Genomic DNA, 20,584 nt, shown 5'->3' on the forward strand with positions numbered 1-20,584 from the left:
GATGCGCAAATTCTCCCGCCTGTCCCGCTTCAATATCGCCTCGCTCGCGCTGGGGCTCTCCTTTCTTTATCTGCCGATCCTCATCCTCGTCATCTATTCCTTCAACGCCTCGCGGCTGGTGACGGTGTGGGGCGGCTGGTCGCTGCGCTGGTATCGCGAGTTCTTCGCCGACCGTGCCATGATCGAGGCGTCCTGGATGAGCCTGCGCGTCGCGGTCGCCTCGGCGACGATCGCCACGCTGCTCGGCACGCTGGCCGCGGTGGCGCTGTCGCGCGGCGAGCGCTTTCGCGGCCGCACGCTGTTCTCCGGCATGCTCTATGCGCCGCTGGTGATGCCGGAGGTGATCACGGGATTGTCGCTGCTGCTGCTGTTCGTGGCGCTGGACGCCGAGCGCGGCTTCTGGACCGTGACGATCGCGCACACCACGCTGACGATGTGTTTCGTCGCCGTCGTCGTGCAGTCGCGCCTCGGCTCGCTCGACCGCTCGCTGGAGGAAGCGGCGATGGATCTCGGTTGCGCGCCTGCGCGCGCCTTCCTGTCGGTGACGCTGCCGCTGATCGCGCCTGCGATTGTCGCCGGATGGATGCTCGCCTTCACGCTCTCGCTCGACGACCTCGTGATCGCGAGCTTCACCACCGGCCCCGGCTCGGCGACGCTGCCGATCCGGATCTATTCCGAGGTGCGACTCGGTGTGAAACCGGAGATCAATGCGATCTGCACGCTGGTGATCGCCCTGATCGCGGTCGTCATCGTCCTCGCCTCGCTCGCTTCAAAACTGTCGAGCTCGCAGGGCGAGAGCGCTGCGCCTCTGTAGAAGGATATTGGTCATGATGTTCGCCTACCAAATCCTGGTCCATACCCCGCTTTGGGTGTGGATCCTGCTGGCCTATCTGGTCTGGCAGGGCATCAAGTCGATGCAGCCGCGCAAGGCGCCGATCTGGCGCGCATTGATCGTCCCCGTCGTCTTCATCGTCTGGGGTGTTTCGAGGATCGGTTTCGGACATCAGGACAGTCAATGGCCGCTGGTCGCGTGGGTCTTCGCAGCGATCGTGCTGCTGCCGCTCGGCGTGCTGACACCGCGTCCGTTCGATGTCGATCACAAGACGGGAGAGATCATCCGACCAGGCAGCGCGTTCGCGCTGATTCGCAACCTCGTCGTGTTCACCCTGCAATACACGGTGAGCGTGATCTCCGCCATCGACGCAGGCGACCGAGCGCTCGCAATCGTCGTCGGCCGCGCCATCTCGGGCGCGACCGCCGGCTATTTCTTCGGTTCCATGATCGCGCTGCTGCTCGCCTATCGCAGGAAGCGCGCCCAGGATGTCTAGGACTTCACCGCACCCGCCGTCAGCCCGCCCACCATGTAGCGGCGGAAGGCGTAATAGACCGCGGCCGGCGGCAGCGCGTAGATGAAGCCGGTGGTCATCAGCAGCTCCCAGGGCGAATCGTCTGCGGCGAGGAAGTTGCCGAGCGCGACGGGGAGCGTGATCTCGCGGTCGTTCGAGAGCAGCAGGAACGCGTAGAGATATTCGTTCCAGGCCAGCAGCACCGCATAGGTGCCGATCGCGACCAGCGAGGGCATCATCAGCGGCAGATAGACCAGGCGGAAGATCTGCAGCGTTGTCGCGCCGTCCATCACCGCGGCTTCGTCCAGCTCGACCGGGAGCTTGTCGGAAGCCTGTTTCAGCACCCAGATCGCGTAAGGCGAGGCGATCGTCACCATCGCCAGGATCAGCGCCCAGTGATTGTTGAGCAGGCCGTAATTGCCCATGGTGCGATACATCGGCACGGCGAGGAACGCCGCGGGAATGAAGTAGGTGAACAGCGCAAGGTTCAGCACTACGCGCCCGCCGGGCACTTTCAGCCGCGAAATCGAGAACGCCGCAGACGTGGCGATGAACAGCGTCAGCACCCCCACGGCGGCCGCGATCAGCGTCGAATTCCAGAACTGAACGTAGAAGTCGCGCAGGAAATAGTGCTGCTGCCTGAACACGATTTCGAAATTGTGCAGCGTCGGATGATCCGGCCACAGCTTGCCCGAGAACGCGTCTTCCTTCGGCGAGATCGCGAACAGGAACATGTGATAGATCGGAATCATCGTCCAGAGGAAGACGGGAATGCCGATCAGCAGCAGCCGCGCTTCCGTCGCGACGTCACGGAGGGAGGGAAGCTTCATCGCGACAACCGTTTCATCATGAAGTACACGAGCGGCAGGACGAACGGCATCGCGCAGACGATGGAGGCCATCGCGAGCGAGAGCTGGTCGAGCCGGAGATAGCGGATACCGAGCGTCGACAGCACGTGCGTGAGGTCGGCCGGACCACCGCCGGTGAGCAGATAGACGCTGTTGAAATCGCCCAGCGTCCAGATCATCGAGAGCAGCGTGCAGGTGACGTAGAGCGTCTGCATCGACGGCCAGGTGATGAAGCGGAATTTCTGCCACCAGTTCGCGCCGTCGACTTCGGCGGCCTCGAACAGGTCCTGCGCGATCGCAAGGCGCCCGGTGATGAGGATCAGCGTCCAGAACGGCAGCGACTTCCAGATGTGCACGCCGATCGCCATGGTCAGCGCCACGGTCGGGTCGTTCAGCCAGTTCGGGCCGTCATCGCCGGTGAAGGCGAAGATGTAGTGATTGATGATGCCCCATTCGGGGTTGAGCATGAAGCGCACCGACAGGATGGTCGGAATCGACGGCACCGCCCAGGGCAGGATGAAGATCACCGAGAGCCATTTGATCCAGGTGCGCTGCTGCGCGAAGAAGCCGGACAGGAACAGCGCGATCAGCATCTTGATGTTGATGCCGATGACCAGGAAGATCAGCGTGTTGACCGCGGCGCGCGCGAAGATCGGATCGTTGTAGAGCGCGACATAGTTCGACGGCGCCCGCGCCAGCCACAGCCCGTAGCAGACGGGATAGACGACGAAGGCGAGGAAGACGAGCAGATAGGGCGCGAGCAGCACGATGCCCCAGACCTGCGCCGTGGTCAGCCGCGACGTCAGGGGTGGGGCGGGGATCGCCTGATCGCCAGAGAGCGTAATCGCCATTCTTTTCGGACTCTTCAAAGAGAAGCCGGCCGCGAAACGCGACCGGTGTTGTTCTTACACCTCTCCCCGCAAAGCGGGGAGAGGGACCTGCAGGACTAACCCGCGACCTGCTTGATGCGCGCGATCAGTTCGTCGACCGCCTTGTCGACCGGCACCTTCTCGCTGACCACCCGGTTCATCGCCTTGGCCCACACGTTCTCGTTGTTGAGGACCGTGAACTTCCAGTTTTTGGTGAAGTCGAACGGCGCAGTGCCGCCGGTGAACTGCGCGTGCACGGCCTTGCGGTGCTTGTCAGCCTGCCAGAACGGGCTTTCCTGGCTCGCCTTGGTGACCGGGAACCAGCGGCCCAGAGCACCCTCGATATACGGACGGACGTTCTCTTCCTGGAGCAGGAAGCTGATGAACTGCTTGGCCTCGGCCTTGTTCTTGGCCGCGGTGAAGACCAGCCCGGTCTTGACGTCGGAGCGGTAGCGAATGGTCGAACCGTCAGGCGCCTTCGGGAAGGACGCCGTGATGATGTCCTGCTCATAGGCCTTCTTGCCGGCGTCGCGCTGCTCCTGAGTGAGAGCCTGATTCTGCGAATCCTCGTACCATTTCGCCGCGATCGAGATCGTGAAGTTATGGGTCATCACGATGGTCTTGTTGTGGAAGGCGACGTTGTTGTCCGGATCCTTCCAGGTCGTCGAGGACGGCGGCGTGCAGCCCTTGATGTAGGTGTCGGTGTAGTCCTTCATCGCCTTGATCAGGTTCTCGCGAACCTTGGGATCATCGACGGTGAGCTTGCCGTCATCGTCGACCAGCTTGACGTGATAGGCGTCCATGAAGGTGTAGAACGACTGGAAAGCGTCGGTGGATTCAACGCCCATCGGCTGGCCGACGGCATAGATGCGCTGGCCGGTAGCCTTGCGGATCGCCGGCTGCACCTTGTCGCACCAGAAGCTCCAATAGCCTTCCCAGTCATTCGGAATGTCGCTCTGCTTGAAGCCGGCCTTCTCCAGCATGTCGTTCCAGATCTGGACGTGCATGCTCTGCTGCTTCAGCGGGAAGCCGTAATAGGCCTTCTTCTTGGCGACGTCGTTATAGAGGATCGACGCATCCAGCGTATTCTGCACGAACCGATCCTTGATCGGCTCCATGACGTCGGTGAGGTCCTCGAGCTTGCCCTCATAGGCCCACTTGCCCTGTACCTGCACGTCGTAGCTGTCGGAATAGGCGACGTCGGGCACGGTGCCGGCATCGAGCGCCGCGACGGTCTTCGGAATCATGTCCTGGATCGCGTACTGCGACAATTCGACCTTGATGCCGGTCTTTGCTTCGAATTTCTTGATCGTCTCGGCGAGCGCTTCGTCCTCGGACTTGTAAAAGCCCTTGACCCACCAAACCGTAATCGCCTTTTGCTGCGCAAAGGCGGGCGCGGCGGCTGCAAACAGCCCAACGGCAGCGACCGCTAGTGACACTGCGCCAATAACCTTGGATCTCACGTTTTTCTCCCTCAAACGGCCGGTGTTTTAACCGGTCGGATAAAACACTAGCCCATGGCCGCTATCCGATCTAGCGGCATGTTGTCAGACCTAGGTCGAGGGGTGCCGGGCGCTCGGAGATGCTTAACGCGCGCATCGATCCAATCGCTGCATCAATTTGCCCCGATCAATTCGCCTGATGCGTTCCGGCCTCGACTGACCATCCGCGCGCGACACAGAAGCTGCCCAGGAAAGACCTGACGGCTTGTATTCGCTGTCAGCACTCGGCGCAACGCGACGGTCGGCCGGCGCACCACGCCGAGGGAGGTCAAGAACAGGGAATGGATCGCGGAACCTGGTCCGAGGGGCCGATCATGCGTCGCTGCGCGGGGAGTTCTCAGCGTTTTCCTTTCGGGCCGATCGAAGCGGCATTCGAGCTTGCCTCGGTGGAGCGGGGCTTGTCGTGTCCACTCGTCCGGGACGGTGAGCGCCACGCCTCGAGGAGCATCTTGAGAAATTGGCTGGCATGAGGTGACAGCGTCGCGCCGCGCCTGCGCACAATACCGATCGTCCGCGACACCTCCGGCTCGATCAGCCTGATGGTGCGAATGATCGGATGACCGGCGGCGGGTGTCGCGAGCCTCGGCAACACGGCGATACCCAGTCCCTCTTCGACGAGGCCGAGCGAACCGGAGAGGTGAGCGACCTCATAGGACCAATTCAGCTGCAGACCCTGTCGCGCCAGCGCATTGTCGATCAATGCGCGATTGCCGCTGTTGCGACCGACGGTGATGACCCGGTGCGAAACAATCTCTGACCAGCTGACCTGTTTGCGTGATGCCAGCGGATGGTCATGACGGCAGGCCAGGACGAAAGGATCCTCGACGAGTTTCTCAAATTCGATTTCGGCATGCGAAGCACCGATGAAATTGATGCCGAAGTCGACTTCCCCGCGCGCGACCGCCTCCAATCCCTCATTGGCACCGATGTCCAGAATCCGGATGCGAATGCGCGGATACGCTTCGGCAAACCGGCCGATCGCACGTGGCAGGAAGTAGAACACCGCCGTCGGCACTGCGGCGACCGAGACCAGGCCCGAACTTCGTGCGCCGATATCATGGATGGCGAGTACGGAGGTCTCGAACTCGTCGATGAGGCGGCGAACCTTCGGAAGGAGGTCGCGGCCGGTCATGGTGAGATTGACGTGACGTGTCGAGCGTTCGAGCAAGGGCGCACCGAGGCTTTCTTCCAGCTTCTGAATGCGTCGACTGAGCGCCGGCTGAGACAGGTTCAGCGCCTTGGCAGTCCGCACGAAGCTTCCCGTCTCGGCGACGGTGATGAACGCCTTGAGGTCGAGCAGCTCCGCATTCATGGCTGGTCTCCTATTATACCGATTAACGCATTAATTCTTCATATATTTGCATTTTACAGAAGAGTTGCAAAGGAGGATGTTCGGTGCGCGGCAAAGACGTCGTCGAACGGAACAGCTCCATGAATGATCAGATTGCCATCCCCTGTGTGGTCATGCGCGGCGGCACCTCGCGCGGGCCGTTCTTTCTGGCGAGGGATCTCCCCGCCGATCCGAGGGCGCGAGATGCGGTCCTGTTGTCGGTCATGGGGGGCGGGCACGATCTTGGAATCGATGGGATCGGCGGCGGCAATGCCGTCATCAACAAGGTCGCGATCATCGGGCCGGGGTCGGTGCCCGGCGCCGACGTCGATTATTTGTTCGCCCAGGTGCGGGTTCGCGAGGGGATCGTCGATACCTCACCCAATTGCGGAAACATGCTGGCTGCGGTGGGACCGTTCGCGATTGAAGCGGGCCTGGTGACCGCCGCCGCAGAGCGCACCCATGTGCGTATCCACAATGTCAACACCGGCAAGTTGATTGATGCGACGGTTGCCACGCCTCGAGAGCAGGTGACCTACGAGGGCGAGGCGCGGATCGACGGTGTACCGGGAACGGCTGCGCCCATCGAATTGTCATTCCCGAACGCGGCCGGCGCACGCACCGGTCGCCTCCTCCCGACGGGACGAACGGTCGATCGCATCGACGGCATCGACGTGACCTGCATCGATGCGGCCATGCCGGTCATGCTGGTCCGCGCGGCGGATCTCGGCTGCAGCGGCCGGGAGGCACCCTCGGATTTCACCGACAGCCGCTTCCGCGCACGTCTCGAGAACTTGCGCATCGAGGCCGGTCGCCTGATGGGTTTTCCAAATCCGGCGGCAATGGTGATTCCGAAACCTGTCCTGATCGCGCCCGCAAGCGAGGCGACGTTGAACGTCAGGTACTTCATGCCGCACGACTGCCATAGCGCGCTGGCGGTGACCGGCGCCGTCGCGATCGCGACGGCCTGTGTCACGCCCGGAACGGTCGCCGCAGACATGGTGGGATCGCTCGCGCCGCCGGTGCCGATCACGCTGGCCCATCCTTCCGGCCAACTCGTGGTTCGGCTGGAGCCCGGACCGGTGGCGCGGGTGCAGCGGACGGCCCGGCGAATTTTCGAAGGGCACGTCTTCGCCCGCCGAGCGCACCTGCCCCAGTCGGTGCTGGCGGCCTGACGCCGGACTGCTCTTAGAATTTCAAGAATCAGACCAAGGGAGAAACGAGAATGCAGATGCAAGCGCTGGCTGAGCCCGCGAACGCCGAGCCGCGAAAGCCATTCTACCGGATTCTCTACGTCCAGGTGCTGATCGGCCTGACGCTGGGTGTGCTCACGGGCCATCTCTGGCCTGAATTTGGTGCCGCGCTGAAGCCCCTCGGAGACGGCTTCGTCAAGCTCGTCAAGATGATGATCGCGCCGATCGTGTTCTGCACCATCGTGAGCGGCATCAACAGCATCAGCGATTCCCGGGAGGTCGGCCGCACCCTGGTGAAATCCATGGCGCTGTTCTACCTGCTGACCGTGCTCGCCTTGCTCGCAGGGCTGATCGCGGTGTTGCTGATCCAGCCTGGCACGGGCATGCATGTGTCCGTCAATACGCTGGATCCGTCGGTGGCTGCGAAATTCACCAAGCAGGCAACCGCGACCGGGTTCGCCGATTTCATGCTGCACATCATCCCGCATTCGTTCTTTGGCGCCTTCGCCGACGGCGAAGTGCTGCCGGTCCTTCTGGTCTCCATCCTGATCGCCTTTGGCCTGAGCCGTGCCGGCGACGGCGGTGCCGTCGTGACGAAGGCGATTGAATCGTTCTCACAGGTTCTGTTTGTCTCCTTCGGCTTCATCATGAAGCTCGCTCCGCTCGGCGCTTTTGGCGCCATGGCGTTCACGGTGGGCCGCTATGGCATCCGCTCGATCGGCTCACTTGGGCTGCTGATCCTGACATTCTATGTCGCCTGCTCCGTCTTCGTGGTCGTCGTGCTCGGGACGCTGGCGCGGCTCAACGGCTTCAGCCTGTGGAAGACCATCCGCTACTTCAAGGAAGAGCTGCTGATCGTGCTCGGCACGTCATCGTCGGAGCCAGCGCTGCCTGGCGCGTTGCGCAAGCTGGAGCAGCTCGGGTGCCGGAAAGGGGTGTCGGGGCTTGTGCTGCCGATGGGCTACTCCTTCAATCTGGACGGCAGCGCCATTTATCTCACCCTCGCGTCGATCTTCATCGCGCAGGCCTGCGACATCCATCTGTCCTGGGGACAGATTGCGGCGATGCTTGGACTGATGCTGCTGACGTCCAAAGGGGCGGCCGGCGTCACCGGCAGCGGCTTCGTCGCGCTTGTCGCAACTCTCACCGTCATGCCGGATTTGCCCGTGACCGGCGTAGCGCTGCTCGTCGGCATCGACCGCTTCATGTCGGAGGCGCGGGCACTGACAAGCATGATCAGCAACTGCGTCGCGGCCATCACCGTCTCGCTGTGGGAAAACGCCTGTGATCGTGAGGTGTTGGCCCGTGAACTCGGGCAGCGCGGCACTCTCGACGTCGCGGTCGGCTCCGCGATGGGGGGAGCAAAAGCGATACAGGAGAACGGGAGTTGGATTTCGACGGCGAAATCCGCCGCTTGATGCCGTCTCGGATGAACCGGTCGTCCTGTTCTAAAGCGCGATGAGATCGGGTTGAATCTTCATCGCGCTTTAGCTCTTTGTTTGAGCATGATCACGATTTATCCTGATCGCATCGCGCTTTAGTTGGACTTCGCGTTTTCCTTCGCGTTCTCAGCCGTCGGCGATCCCTCCGGCGCCTGCCGCTTGCCGCCGGTGATGCGTTGCTTCAGAAGGTCGAGGAACGGAGATGCCGCTGGCGACTGCCGGATCAGGGCTTCGGGGTCGGGGAAGATCAGCGGATCGTCCCACGGACCCTGCACCATGAAGGGCAGTTGAAAGCCTGATGTCGTGTTCAGGCTCGCCACACCCTTCATATCGTATTCGCGCGTCGGCACCGACGCGGTGCCGGTCAGCGTGATCTTCGCCGCAGGTCCCTCGATGCGGATGTCCTCGGCCGTGGCGATCCCGTCGGCGAATTTCACTGCAATGGTGAGGTTGTCGTAAGGCGTCGAGCCGTTGCGGAAATTGCCGCCGCCGGACAGCGGCCGGCGCTCGAGCCGCTTCAGGAGCTGCTCGGCATTGAAGCCGGAGATGGCGCCGTCGTGCCCGGTCACGCTGGCGGTGCCGTCGAGCGACTGCACGAGGCCAAACGGGCTCGAGCCGGAGGCGACGAGAGACACGTTGATGTTGCCGCGGCCGGACAGCTTGTTGAGGCCGAACAGTTCGGTAGCGCAGGCCTGAAGGTCGACGTCGGTGAACTGGAATTGCGCCTTGATGTCGGCAACCGTGTCAGCGCGCGAGATGCCGAACGAGCCCTTGGCGATGCCGCCATAGACCTGGGCCTCGCCGACCGAGAGCGCCAGCGTGCCGTTGCGCAAATTGGCACCGATCGCGGTGCGGCCGAGCTTGGTCGGGCCGACCGTCAGCTTCGCCGCCGAGAGGCGCATGTCGAGGTCGGTGCTCGACAATCCGTTGAGATCGAACAGCTGCCTGTTCCAATCGCGCGCGCCGCTCGCGAGCAGGCGGAAGGTGGAGATATAAGGCGTGAAGTCGAGCGCGTCGGCAGCGAGCGTCGCCTGCAGAGTCTGCCGGCCGTTATTGACATAGGTCATGACGCCTTCGGCGGCGTTGCCGTCGAGCTCGACATTGACGTTGGTCAGCGCGATTGAGGCGCCAACGACATTGGCGCGGGCCTTCAGCGCGAAGCGGCCGAAGCCCCCGCTGCCGGGCTGCGGCTGGCCGGTCCAGCGCAGCGCGTTGCGCAAGGACGGGCTGTCGATGGTGAGCGTGCCCTCCATCATCGGGCTGGTGCGATTGGCGACGCTGCCGTCAAAGGCGAGCTTGAGCGGGCTACTTGCGATCCGCGCCCTCAGGCCGGAGCGCTCGCCCGAGAGCGCCGCGACGAAATCGGCAAAGCTGATCGAGCCGTCGACGCGTTCGCCGCGCCAGTCGAACTGCCCGGTTGCGGCGAAGGAGCGCGAGATCGAGGGCCAGGCCAGCGACAGGTCGATGTCCTCAAACTTCTCGGTGGCATTGGTGGCGACGTCCAGATAGTCGAGCAGGCCATCCTGGATCCTGATCTCGGAAAATGAGACCTGGTTGTCGGCGCCGGGCTTCATCGTCCGCGCAATGGTCTGGATGAACGGTGTCCAGTTGCTCTCGCCGTCCGGCTTCAGGCTGACATGGATATGCGGCCGCAGCAGCGTCAAGTCGGCGATCTCGAACCGTTGCAGCAGCAGCGGCAGCAGCCGAAGGTTGGCGGTGAGCACGTCGACATGGAGCGCGGGATCGGCGGTGCCGCCGCCCTTGAGGCCGACGTCATGGAAGGAGATGTAGCTCGCCGGCAGCACGGAAATGTCGATGTTACCCGCCACACTGAGCTCGAGCCCGGTGACGTCGCGGATCTGCGCTTCGACCGCCTTGCGCAGCGCGTCGCGGTTGATGAGCCAGGAGGTCGCGATCAGGGCGACCAGCACGACGCCGAGCAGCGCCGCAATCGGCGTCCCGAGGCGCTTCATTCCTTGGGCCATGGTCAATGGCATGTCCTGATCGGGTTGGTCGTTTGAGCTAGCTAAGGCGGGCCGGGAAACCTGCGCGCCCCGCGCCCAAGATCCTGTCCAAGTCCTGTTATGTTAAGTGCCGCAACTTGATGGGTTTTCTTGTCGCTTTCAAGGCCGCGGACGGTTCTGCCCACGGCGTGGGCAGCTTCTAGCACCGCCTCTCAGAACGGAGAACCCCGTATCATTGACGGCTTCGGACGATTTCGCCTAATAATCGCCACCAACAAGGGCGGGCGCGACGCCTCTCAGGTTTAAGTCGAGGGTTTTGCATGAACAAGGTCTATCCCGACGCTAAGTCGGCGCTTGAGGGCGTTCTCAAGGACAACATGATGATCATGTCCGGCGGCTTCGGCCTCTGCGGCATCGCCGAATCGCTGTCGGATGCGATCCGCGACTCCGGCGTGAAGGGTCTGACGGTCGTCTCGAACAATGCCGGCGTCGACGGCATCGGACTCTCTCGTCTGCTGGAGACCCGCCAGATCAAGAAGATGATCTCGTCCTATGTCGGCGAGAACAAGCTGTTCGCCCAGCAATTCCTCGCCGGCGAGCTGGAACTCGAATTCAACCCGCAGGGCACGCTGGCCGAGCGCATCCGCGCCGGCGGCGCCGGCATCCCCGCGTTCTACACCAAGACCGGCGTCGGCACGCTGATCGCCGAAGGCAAGGAAGTAAAGGAGTTCGACGGCGAAAAGTATCTGATGGAGCGCGGCCTGTTCGCCGACCTCGCCATCGTGCACGCCTGGAAGGGCGACACCGCCGGCAACCTGATCTATCGCAAGACCGCGCGCAATTTTAACCCGATGATGGCGACCGCCGCGAAGATCACCGTGGCCGAGGTCGAGCACCTGGTTCCCGCCGGTGAACTCAACCCCGATCATATCCACACGCCCGGCATTTTCGTGAAGCGCATCGTCGAGGTCGGCACGGCCAAGAAGCGCATCGAATTCCGCAACACCCGTCCGCGGCCCGCGGCTTAACTCGCAACCCCTTAGGAGAGTCATATGGCCTGGACCCGTGAACAGATGGCCGCTCGTGCCGCCAAGGAGTTGCGCGACGGTTATTACGTCAATCTCGGCATCGGCATCCCGACGCTGGTCTCGAACTACATTCCTGATGGCGTCGACGTCAGCCTGCAGAGTGAGAACGGCATGCTCGGCATGGGCCCGTTCCCCTATGAGGACGAGGTGGACGCCGATCTGATCAATGCCGGCAAGCAGACCGTGAGCGAGCTGCCGTCGACCTCGTATTTCTCGAGCGCGGATTCCTTCGGCATGATCCGCGGCGGCCACATGGATCTGTCGATCCTCGGCGCCATGCAGGTGGCACAGAACGGCGACCTCGCCAACTGGATGATCCCCGGCAAGATGGTCAAGGGCATGGGCGGCGCGATGGACCTCGTCGCCGGCGTCAAGCGCGTCGTCGTGGTGATGGAGCATTCCGCCAAGGATGGCCCGAAGCTCTTGAAGAAATGCAATCTGCCGCTGACCGGCGAGCGCGTCGTCGACATGGTGGTGACTGACTTGGCCGTCTTCACAATCGACAAGCACGGTGACGGCGGCATGGCCCTGATCGAGCTCGCCGACGGCGTCACGCTCGACGAGGTCAAGGCCAAGACCGAAGCCGAATTCCGCGTCGCGCTGACGAACACGTAAGGTCTTCGCGAAGGGGGCGCGCATGACGATCCGGTCTGCGCGTCCCGAGGACGCCGATTTCATCGCCAGAACTATCCTGCTATCGCAGCGCGGCTACCGGCCGCGCGGCTGGTTCGATGTTGCGCTGGGTTGGCCGGAGCAGCAGTGTCGCGACTTCATCGCGCGCATCGCGACCGCGCAGGCCGTGTCAATGTGGCACTATTCAAATTTCCTCGTCGCTGAGTGCGATGGCCAAGCTGCCGCTGCGCTCTGTGCCATGCCTGCGGTAGGCACCGGCCCCGCGGCGTGGGCTGCGATCGAGGAGGTCGGCGCGGCGACCGGGCTAACCGCGCCGGAGCTGGAGGCGATCCGCCGACGCGGCGCCTATATCCGCAATTGCTGGGTCCAGGGCGGCGAAGGCGATTGGATGGTCGAGCACGTCGCGACCGATCCCGCCTATCGCGGCCGCGGCCTCGTGCAGGCATTGATCGAATCCGCGCTGGCAAAGGGAAGGGCAGCCGGCTTCCGCCGCGCGACGATATCGTTCCTGATCGGCAATGAACCGGCCGAGCGCGCTTACACCAAGGCAGGCTTTGCGTTCGCGGACGAGAAGCGCGATCCCGCTTTCGAGGCGATCATTGGTGCGCCGGGCTTTCGGATGTTCGCGCGGATGATTTGAGCAAGCCGCGCGTGCCGTGCGGCTTGAGGGCCGGGCGCGCGCCTCAATCTCGTCATTGCGAGGAGCCCTTGCGACGAAGCAATCCAGACTGTTTCTGCGTAAAGATTCTGGATTGCATCGCTGCGCTCGCAATGACGGAGTATCCGGCTACGACCGCGCCGCCCACACCTTGCTCCATCTCGTCGAAACGTTCGCCACCCACGACCGCTCCTCGCGCACCAAACGAAAACCGAGATTGGCGGGCGGCACCCCCTGGGCGCAGCCGCCGGCGCGGGCGTCGCGGATGAAGTCGGTGACATAGGCGCGGTGCGCGCCTTCGGCGACGCGTACGCCGCAATTCACCGTCGATCTGCCGGCGTTGTCTGATGCATCGACGCGCGAGCGCACGAAGCAGGTTGAGGTCCACTCCCAGACATTGCCGGCGACATCGGACACGCCACGCTCGTTGAGGCCGAACTTGCCGAACGGATAGGCTGTGGTGTCGGAAAGATCGCGTTCGGATTCGCGCTCGTAGCGGCTGATCCAGCGCTTTGCCGGATTGTCCGCGTCCGCAGGCGCGCCGTCGTCCCTGAAGCGGGAGCCTGCCGCAAAAGCCCATTCGGCGTCGCTCGGCAGGCGGTAATGGTGGCCGGTTTTGCGCGACAGCCAGCTCGCATAGGCCTGCGCATCGTGCCAGCTCACCTGCACCGCAGGCCGGTCGGGCGCAATCGCGACGCCGCGATCGAGCGCGCGGCATTCGCCATGCTGCACGCAAAGCTGGTAGTCGGCGGAGGAGACCTGCTCGCGCATGATGTGAAGCGGCCGCGTGAATTGCAGTATGCGCAGCGGCGCCTCGGCCTGCTGCCCGGCGCGGGTGAAATCGCCGGCCTCGCGATAGGCGAAGCTGCCCGCGGCAATCTCGACGATCGCAGGCTCGCCCTGCGCGTCGCGCATCGTCATTTCGGAAACGATTGGCGCAACGGCCAGCGGTCCTGCGAAGCCGGCGGCGCAGGCGAGCAGCAATTTGAGCTTGAATGCAATCAGCATGGTCGTTCCCCGAAGAGGAGGGGCCGGTGACGACCGGCCCCTGGTCGCCTCTAGTTGGTGTTGGCGGCCGGTATGTCCGCAGGTGCCTTCACCTGGGTCATCAGGTCATCGTTCCACTTGCCCTCGATCTTGAAGTGCGCGGTGGCACCGAGGTCAGCGGCTTCGATCAGATTGTGCGTGACATAGGCGTAGATGCCGGGTTGCAGGAACTTGTACATCGCAGCTCCCGCCGAGCCGCCGCGGATGAACCAGGTCTCGAGTCCGGTCTCCGGCGGGTTGGAGAATTTTCCGGTCTCCCAGACATAGTCGCCGTGGCCGCCGATCAGGTGCGGACGGCTGTCGCGGTTGGCCTGCGAATGCACGATCAGGACGTTCTCGCCGACATTCGCCGTCAGCGCGTTCTTGCCAGTGAGCGCGCCGACCTTGCCGTTGAACACGACGTGCGAGGGGATGAGCTTCTTCATCACTTCTTCGGTGTCGGTGAAGGCTTCACCCGGCGAGTCGTAGGACTTGAAATTGCCCTTCTCGTCACGCGGCACGTACAGGTCCTGCTCGCCGACATAGTAGACCTTGTCGTATTTCAGTGCGTGACCCTTGCCGTCGTTGAGTCCGTCGCGCGGCAGCACCATCACGGCGCCGTTCATGCCGGAGACGACGTGCCAGGGAATCATCGGGCCGCCCGGCGCGCAGTGATAGACGAACACGCCGGTCCGCGTGGCCTTCCAGCGCAACACGACCTGCTCGCCGGGATTGATCAAAGTGAGCGCGGCGCCGCCGAGCGCGCCGGTGGCGGAGTGGAAGTCGATATTGTGCGGCATGGAGTTGGTGGCGGGATTGACCAGCGTCACTTCGACATAGTCGCCCTCATGCACCACCATCAGTGGGCCCGGCATCGAGCCGTTGAATGTCATGGCCTGGAAGTTGGTGCCCTTCTCGTCGATGACGACCTTCTTCTCCTCGATGGTGAGGGTGAACTCCATGATCTTGGGGCTCTGCCTGGTCGCCTGCTCGTGCGCATGCACGAAGGGCGGGGCAACCAGCTCTACCTTCTGCCGGGGCAGGTTGAGATCGCTGGCGGCGAAGGCGGGAGTTGCCAGCATCAGGGCGGTCGCGGCGGCGCTGATCAATGCGGCTCTGCGGGTAAACATCGGAAGCATCCTTCATCTGAAAAGCGTTTGATGACGGATGCAGTGTGCGCCTGTTGCGGCAAGCGTGTTTGTGCTGCGACAAGCTTTTGCCGGATTCGGCTCCGGTGAATCCCTTAACGGAGCCGAACCGCGTAGCCGGATGCATGGATTAGAGAAGCTCGATTGCGATCCAGACGGTGCCCCAGACCGCGAGCGACAGCGCGGCGAGCACGGCAGCTATGATGACCAGCATGGGCACGAGACGATTTGCGCCAGCGGCGGGCGCGACGGGGACGGGACGGAAATCGTCGAAGCGCGGGATGTGGCCGCGGATACCGGCGAGCCAGAGAACGAGATCGAGCGCAAACGACGCCATGGCCAGTCTCCCAGGAGTGATGATCAAATGCCACAATGACTGCGATCCAGCGCCGTGACTTTGAGCGAGCGCAAGGTGGCCTCGTGGAAAACGGGTCATTCTTTACCATCCAGGTTTGCCGCGACCGCGTGCAGCATCAATTTACCGATGGGTAAGACATGAGGACCGACCTCGCGGCGAGCTATGGCGAAGAGCGATTGCCGCGCTACACGAGCTACCCGACCGCGCCGCACTTCTCGGCGGAGATCGGTGCCGACACCTACGCGCGATGGCTGTCCGAGCTTCCCTCGGGCGCCAGTGCATCGCTGTATCTGCACGTGCCGTTCTGCCGCGAGATGTGCTGGTACTGCGGTTGCCATACCCAGATCGTCCGCCGCGACGAGCTCGTCGCGGCCTATCAACGGACACTCCTCGGCGAGGTCGCCCTGGTCGCCGATACCATCGGCCGCCGCATCAAGGTTGAGCACATTCATTTCGGCGGTGGTACGCCGACGATCATGGCACCGGAGGCCTTCGCGGAATTGATGGCGGCGATGCGCCACGCCTTCTTCGTGCTGCCCTCGGCCGAGATCGCGGTCGAGATCGACCCGCGGACGCTGACGTCAGAGATGGTCGAGGCCATGCGGCTCTCCGGCGTCAACCGCGTCAGCCTCGGCGTGCAGAGTTTCGATCCCGTCGTGCAGCGCGCGATCAACCGTGTGCAGAGTTATGAGCAGACCGCCTCCGTCGTCAACATGCTCCGGCAGGCCGGTATCGGGGGAATCAATTTCGATCTGATCTACGGCCTGCCGCACCAGACCATCGCATCCTGCCTGGATACGGTGCGTCGCGCGCTCGCGCTCGCCCCCGACCGCTTTTCGGTGTTCGGCTATGCACATGTGCCGGGCTTCAAGAGGCACCAGCGCATGATCAACGAGACCCATTTGCCTGACGGCCTCGCACGCCACGACCAGGCCTGCGCCATCGCCAACGCGCTGAACGAGGCCGGCTATGTGCAGATCGGCCTCGACCATTTCGCGAAACCTGGCGATGCCATGGCCGTGGCCTACGAGCAGGGGACGCTGCGGCGCAACTTCCAAGGCTATACCACCGACCAGGGCGAGGTGCTGCTCGGCTTCGGCGCCAGCGCCATCGGACATCTGCCACAGGGTTACGTCCAGAACGAGGTGCAGATCGGCGCCTATCAGCAGAGCATCGCCAGCGGTCGCCTCGCCACCGCGAAGGGCTATGGACTCAACGACGACGACCGGCTGCGTGCTGACATCATCGAGCGCATCATGTGCGAGTTCGGCGCCGATCTCGGCGACATCTGCGCGCGCCATGGCGCTGAGCCAAAGGCGATGCTGCGATCGGCGTCGCGTTTGAAGTCGCTGATCTCGGACGGCGTGGTGAGAATGGATGGCGACCGTCTCGCGGTCGCGAACGATTCGCGCTTTCTGGTCCGCAGCGTCGCCGCCGCATTCGATGCCTACCTGGATCCGGGCAGGCAGCTGCACAGCCGGGCGGTGTAGCCCCGTCATTCCGGGGGCGCGCGCCGCGCGAACCCGGAATCCATCGTGCCGCGCGTGACGTAGGGGAATGGATTCCGGGCTCGCGCCAAGTGGCGCGCCCCGGAATGACGAGTTGAGGAACTGGCGACAGCTTGCGCTTCCACAAAGAAACTGAGCCCCGCCCCGCTATCGTCTGTTCGGAATGGAGTTGTTCATGTCTTTCCGATCCGACGATCTGGTCGATGACATCATGCGCAACGCGCCGCGCACGATCCGCGTGTTCCTCGCCTTCAGGATGGCCTGTGTCGGCTGTCCGATCGCGACCTTCCACACCGTGGACGACGCCTGCCGGGAGCATGGCATCGACCGCGACAAATTCCTGACCGCGCTGAGCGATTGTGTGCCGGCCTGAGCTGGGTCGAAATCTGCGCCGGGGCGCACGTCAAGCCGCGCCGCTGTCCGGGCTCCGCTCCGCCAGCACGACGATCTTGTGCGGATCGCGCAGGATGATGCGTTGCCGACTGCTCTCGACCAGACCTTGGCTCTCCCAGCCGCTGAGGATGCGGCTGACCGTGTGCAGCGTGGTGCCGGTCATCTGTGCAATGTCCTGGCGGCTGATCGGGAAGTCGATCTCGATGCCGCGGTCGAGCTTCTTGCCGGATTGATTGGCGAGTCGCAGCAGCGCATGCGCGACGCGCTGCTCGACCTGCTGGGTCGACATTTCCAGGATGCGGGTGTGGCTCTCTTGCAGTCGCTTGCCGACGGTCTGCATCGTGTTGGCGGCCAGCGCGGGAAACCGTGCGACCAGACGCGGCCAGGCGGTCGTGGGCCAGACCAGGACGACGCTGTCCTCGACCGCGAGCGCGGTTGCCGGATAGTGCGCAGCTCCGATCGCCATCGCCAGCCCAAACGTCTCGCCGGGCGCGACATAGCGCACCACGATCTGTTCGCCGGTCGGCGTCGTCTTGGCCGCGCGGACATGGCCGTGCAGCAGCAGGAAGAACGATTGTGCGTCTGCGCCCTGCTCGAAAATGGCGGTGTTCCTGGGATAGCGCACGGAGCGGGCCTCGCGCAGGATCTCGTCGAGCTCATCAGGCTTGACACCGGCAAACAGCGGCAAGTGCGCAACCAGTGACGTGTCGACCTTGGCCATTCTGCCTCCTTGACATCAGGAGTGTGATGGCACCTGCAATCCTCTGGCAGTTTGCGATAGCGCAAAAACGCGCCAGCTGCGCAGCAGTATTTTTCCAGACACACGGTCTGAATCTGCTGGAGTTGTTCTCATGGCTGGTGCTCGATCCCGTCATTTTCAGGGCTTTCCGCTGTTTGCGAACAGCTTTCGGCCGTTCTTCCTGCTCGCCGCCATTCAGGCCGCACTATCGATCCTGATCTGGCTGCCGATGTTCTATGGCGAGCTGTCGGTGACGTCGGCCTTCGCGCCCCGCGACTGGCACGTCCATGAGCTGCTCTACGGCTTCCTGCCGGCCGTCATCACCGGCTTCCTGTTCACGGCGATCCCGAACTGGACCGGGCGGCTGCCGATCCAGGGCGCGTCGCTGGGCGCGTTGCTGGTGGTGTGGCTCGCGGGGCGTGCCGCGGTGGCGCTATCGGCCGAGATCGGCTGGCGGTTTGCGCTGGCCGTCGATGCGGCCTTCCTGACGCTGGTCGTCGCGGCTGCAACGCGCGAGATCATCGCGGGCGGCAATTGGCGCAATCTGCCGGTCGTGGGGCTCGTGCTGGTGCTGCTGTCGGGCAACGTCGCCTTCCATCTCGAAGCGCATTTTGACGGCGCGGCGGATATCAGCATCCGGATCGGCGTCGGTGTGGTCGTGCTGCTGATCTCGCTGATCGGCGGTCGCATCATTCCGAGCTTCACCCGAAACTGGCTGGTCAAGTTCAATCCCGGCCGCGTGCCGGTGCCGTTCGGACGGTTCGACGGCGTGGTGATCGGATTGAGCGCGCTGGCGCTGATCGCCTGGATCGCGGCACCACTGAATGCGGTCACTGGTGTCGCGCTGGCGCTTGTCGGCATGCTGCATCTGATACGGCTTGCGCGCTGGGCGGGTGATCGCACCACGCGTGAGCGGCTGCTTGTGATCCTGCATGTCGGCTACGCCTTCGTTCCGCTTGGCTTCATCCTCAACGCCCTGGCCGGCTTCGGCGTGCTGCCGCCGAGCGCCGGCATTCACGCCTGGATGGTGGGGGCGGCCGGAATCATGACACTCGCAGTGATGACGCGCGCGAGCCTCGGCCATACCGGGCAGGCACTGACGGCGTCGCCGGCAACACAAATCATCTATATTGCCATCATCGTCGCGGCACTGACGCGGATTGCTGCCGTGGTGCTGCCCGCACATGGCGATGTGTTGCTGCACCTCGCGGCCTGCGGCTGGATCGTCGCCTTCCTCGGCTTTGCCGTCGCGTTCGGCCCGCTGCTGACAGGCAGTCCTCGGCGGGCACTCGCCATCATGGGCGCGGCCGCCCCGGCACGCTGAGATCTAGCTTGCTGACGCCGATGTGGCGTCGGCCGCTTTTGGGAGTGGCCGCACGCCCTTGCGCCACTCCGTGATGGTGCAGCCGAAGCGGCCGCGAAACCAGCGTGCCATGGCGCTCTGCGCGGAGAAGCCCAGTTGCGCGGCGATATCCGCCAGCGGCCGGCCGGAGTCCTCGATCAGCTTGATCACGAGGTCGGCGCGTTGCGCATCGAGGATGGCCGAGAAGCTGGTGCCTGATGCGGCGAGGTGGCGGTGGATGGTGCGGCGGGTGCAGGCCAGATGCTCGGCGACGCGTTCGACCGTGCAGTCGCCGCTCGCGAGCAGGCCGCGTACGACCTCGTCGACTTTCTCCTCCCAGCCTGCGGGCCGGCTTTCCATCGCCTCGATTCGCTTGCGCAAGTAGCTGGCGATGAGGGGATGCGCGCTCGGGATCCGGCGCTCCATGTCGTGCGCCGACATCACGATCGCGTCCTCGTCCGCGTTGAAGATCACGCGGCAGCCGAAGAAGTCGCGGTAGCGCTTGCGGTCCTGCGGCGGCGGGTAGTGCAGATGCACTTCCTGCGGCCGCCAATCGCTGCCGAACAGCGACTGGATGATGCGGTGGATGCTGCCGAGCGCCATGTCGATCGATTGGCGCGGCGCGGTCGGCTGCCGCCCACGCAGATGCAAGATGATCGTCACGGTCTGCTTGTCCTTGACGATTTCGAGCTTCATGCCGTCGTGATGGATAGGAATGAAGCGGGAGAGAGCCTCGATCGCCTCGCCGACTGTCGCCTGTTCGCGCACGATCAGGCCGACCGCGCCGAAATTGGTCAGGCCGCCGCGCTCGGCCAGCCGCAAGCCAAAATCTTCAGCACCGGATTCCGCTGCCGATATCTCGAGCAGGCGACGCAGGGCCGGGACCGCAATGGGTGTATCGGGCTCGTCCAGGATGGCCAGCGGCAACCTGACCTTGCGCATCATCTGCCAGGGGTCGAGCCCGACCGACCGGGCCACGTCCGGGTAACAGCTCAAACCTGCGCTGCGAATGAGGTCGGTCATGCGACCATGTCCTGTCAGCCATTCCGCGGATGTCCCCAAATGTAAAGTTTCTGTCCCGATCCGTCAAATCCGGGAACCGGGTGCACCATACATAAGGGGAAAGCCAAGCACCGGCGCGAATGCCGTGCTGATGACGGCCGGGCGCGACGAGCCCCTTGGCGTCGCTGGCCATTT

General features: G+C 63.7%; 20 protein-coding genes. 10 read left to right on the plus strand and 10 right to left on the minus strand.

The window, feature by feature from the left end; genetic code table 11:
• Position 1: 1 nt before the first annotated feature.
• Both XH80_RS43505 and XH80_RS43510 read left to right on the plus strand, forming a co-directional pair.
• Positions 2 to 814, plus strand: a complete 813-nt coding sequence (locus XH80_RS43505) for an ABC transporter permease (RefSeq protein ID WP_271603915.1) — start codon at positions 2 to 4, stop codon at positions 812 to 814.
• A gap of 13 nt (positions 815 to 827) precedes the next feature.
• On the plus strand, positions 828 to 1,328 hold the full coding sequence (locus tag XH80_RS43510; RefSeq protein WP_271603916.1) for a DUF6622 family protein: 501 nt from the start codon (positions 828 to 830) through the stop codon (positions 1,326 to 1,328).
• Here XH80_RS43510 and XH80_RS43515 read toward each other — a convergent pair.
• The 4 genes from XH80_RS43515 to XH80_RS43530 all read right to left on the minus strand — a co-directional run bounded on the left by XH80_RS43515 (position 1,325) and on the right by XH80_RS43530 (position 5,877).
• A complete protein-coding gene (locus XH80_RS43515) occupies positions 1,325 to 2,176 on the minus strand; it encodes a carbohydrate ABC transporter permease (protein WP_271603917.1) in 852 nt (283 codons plus the stop codon). The genes XH80_RS43510 and XH80_RS43515 overlap by 4 nt on opposite strands.
• Positions 2,173 to 3,045, minus strand: coding sequence for a carbohydrate ABC transporter permease (locus XH80_RS43520; RefSeq protein WP_220003275.1), 873 nt, complete (start codon positions 3,043 to 3,045; stop codon positions 2,173 to 2,175). Before XH80_RS43520 ends, XH80_RS43515 begins: the two co-directional genes overlap by 4 nt.
• Before the next feature lie 95 nt (positions 3,046 to 3,140).
• Positions 3,141 to 4,526 (minus strand): ABC transporter substrate-binding protein, encoded by a 1,386-nt coding sequence (locus tag XH80_RS43525; protein WP_271603918.1) that lies wholly within the window; start codon positions 4,524 to 4,526, stop codon positions 3,141 to 3,143.
• Between the two features lie 376 nt (positions 4,527 to 4,902).
• Entirely contained in the window at positions 4,903 to 5,877 is a 975-nt protein-coding gene (locus tag XH80_RS43530) for a LysR family transcriptional regulator (protein ID WP_271603919.1), read from the minus strand.
• Between the two features lie 119 nt (positions 5,878 to 5,996).
• Here XH80_RS43530 and XH80_RS43535 point away from each other — a divergent pair, with 119 nt between their 5' ends.
• A complete protein-coding gene (locus XH80_RS43535; RefSeq protein ID WP_271603971.1) occupies positions 5,997 to 7,070 on the plus strand; it encodes a 4-oxalomesaconate tautomerase in 1,074 nt (357 codons plus the stop codon).
• A gap of 50 nt (positions 7,071 to 7,120) precedes the next feature.
• Positions 7,121 to 8,506: a C4-dicarboxylate transporter DctA gene (gene dctA / locus XH80_RS43540; protein WP_271603920.1), complete on the plus strand. Its 1,386-nt coding sequence runs from the start codon at positions 7,121 to 7,123 to the stop codon at positions 8,504 to 8,506.
• A gap of 119 nt (positions 8,507 to 8,625) precedes the next feature.
• On the opposite strand, the gene XH80_RS43545 is transcribed toward dctA, so the two are convergent.
• On the minus strand, positions 8,626 to 10,515 hold the full coding sequence (locus tag XH80_RS43545) for an AsmA family protein (RefSeq protein ID WP_271603972.1): 1,890 nt from the start codon (positions 10,513 to 10,515) through the stop codon (positions 8,626 to 8,628).
• Between the two features lie 299 nt (positions 10,516 to 10,814).
• On the opposite strand from XH80_RS43545, the gene XH80_RS43550 reads away from it, so the two are divergent.
• The 3 genes from XH80_RS43550 to XH80_RS43560 are packed head-to-tail and all read left to right on the plus strand — an operon-like array spanning position 10,815 to position 12,855.
• Positions 10,815 to 11,522, plus strand: coding sequence for a CoA transferase subunit A (locus tag XH80_RS43550; RefSeq protein ID WP_057757346.1), 708 nt, complete (start codon positions 10,815 to 10,817; stop codon positions 11,520 to 11,522).
• Between the two features lie 24 nt (positions 11,523 to 11,546).
• Complete coding sequence (locus tag XH80_RS43555; RefSeq protein WP_057757348.1) at positions 11,547 to 12,197, plus strand: 3-oxoacid CoA-transferase subunit B; 651 nt, start codon at positions 11,547 to 11,549, stop codon at positions 12,195 to 12,197.
• Between the two features lie 22 nt (positions 12,198 to 12,219).
• Positions 12,220 to 12,855 (plus strand): GNAT family N-acetyltransferase, encoded by a 636-nt coding sequence (locus XH80_RS43560; RefSeq protein WP_271603921.1) that lies wholly within the window; start codon positions 12,220 to 12,222, stop codon positions 12,853 to 12,855.
• A 147-nt stretch (positions 12,856 to 13,002) separates the two neighbouring features.
• Here XH80_RS43560 and XH80_RS43565 read toward each other — a convergent pair whose 3' ends face one another.
• The 3 genes from XH80_RS43565 to XH80_RS43575 all read right to left on the minus strand — a co-directional run bounded on the left by XH80_RS43565 (position 13,003) and on the right by XH80_RS43575 (position 15,384).
• Positions 13,003 to 13,881, minus strand: a complete 879-nt coding sequence (locus tag XH80_RS43565; RefSeq protein WP_271603922.1) for an SUMF1/EgtB/PvdO family nonheme iron enzyme — start codon at positions 13,879 to 13,881, stop codon at positions 13,003 to 13,005.
• 50 nt (positions 13,882 to 13,931) lie between these two features.
• Positions 13,932 to 15,029, minus strand: coding sequence for a copper-containing nitrite reductase (gene nirK / locus XH80_RS43570; protein ID WP_271603923.1), 1,098 nt, complete (start codon positions 15,027 to 15,029; stop codon positions 13,932 to 13,934).
• 148 nt (positions 15,030 to 15,177) lie between these two features.
• A complete protein-coding gene (locus XH80_RS43575) occupies positions 15,178 to 15,384 on the minus strand; it encodes a hypothetical protein (protein ID WP_271603924.1) in 207 nt (68 codons plus the stop codon).
• A 158-nt stretch (positions 15,385 to 15,542) separates the two neighbouring features.
• Between XH80_RS43575 and hemN the strand changes: the two genes are divergently transcribed.
• Together hemN and XH80_RS43585 are read left to right on the plus strand one after the other, a co-directional pair.
• The gene (gene hemN, locus XH80_RS43580) at positions 15,543 to 16,895 is read left to right on the plus strand and encodes an oxygen-independent coproporphyrinogen III oxidase (protein WP_271603925.1); all 1,353 of its coding nucleotides are present in this window, start codon (positions 15,543 to 15,545) and stop codon (positions 16,893 to 16,895) included.
• Positions 16,896 to 17,088: 193 nt separating this feature from the next.
• Complete coding sequence (locus XH80_RS43585) at positions 17,089 to 17,286, plus strand: DUF1858 domain-containing protein (RefSeq protein ID WP_271603926.1); 198 nt, start codon at positions 17,089 to 17,091, stop codon at positions 17,284 to 17,286.
• Positions 17,287 to 17,316: 30 nt separating this feature from the next.
• Here the strand turns inward: XH80_RS43585 and XH80_RS43590 are convergent, their stop codons facing one another.
• Positions 17,317 to 18,027, minus strand: coding sequence for a Crp/Fnr family transcriptional regulator (locus XH80_RS43590; RefSeq protein ID WP_271603927.1), 711 nt, complete (start codon positions 18,025 to 18,027; stop codon positions 17,317 to 17,319).
• Positions 18,028 to 18,157: 130 nt separating this feature from the next.
• Between XH80_RS43590 and XH80_RS43595 the strand changes: the two genes are divergently transcribed.
• On the plus strand, positions 18,158 to 19,369 hold the full coding sequence (locus tag XH80_RS43595) for an NnrS family protein (RefSeq protein WP_271603928.1): 1,212 nt from the start codon (positions 18,158 to 18,160) through the stop codon (positions 19,367 to 19,369).
• 3 nt (positions 19,370 to 19,372) lie between these two features.
• Here the strand turns inward: XH80_RS43595 and XH80_RS43600 are convergent, their stop codons facing one another.
• A complete protein-coding gene (locus tag XH80_RS43600) occupies positions 19,373 to 20,410 on the minus strand; it encodes an AraC family transcriptional regulator (protein ID WP_271603929.1) in 1,038 nt (345 codons plus the stop codon).
• Positions 20,411 to 20,584 lie beyond the last annotated feature (174 nt).

This window comes from Bradyrhizobium sp. CCBAU 45384 (assembly GCF_028128665.1).
Lineage (GTDB): Bacteria > Pseudomonadota > Alphaproteobacteria > Rhizobiales > Xanthobacteraceae > Bradyrhizobium > Bradyrhizobium manausense.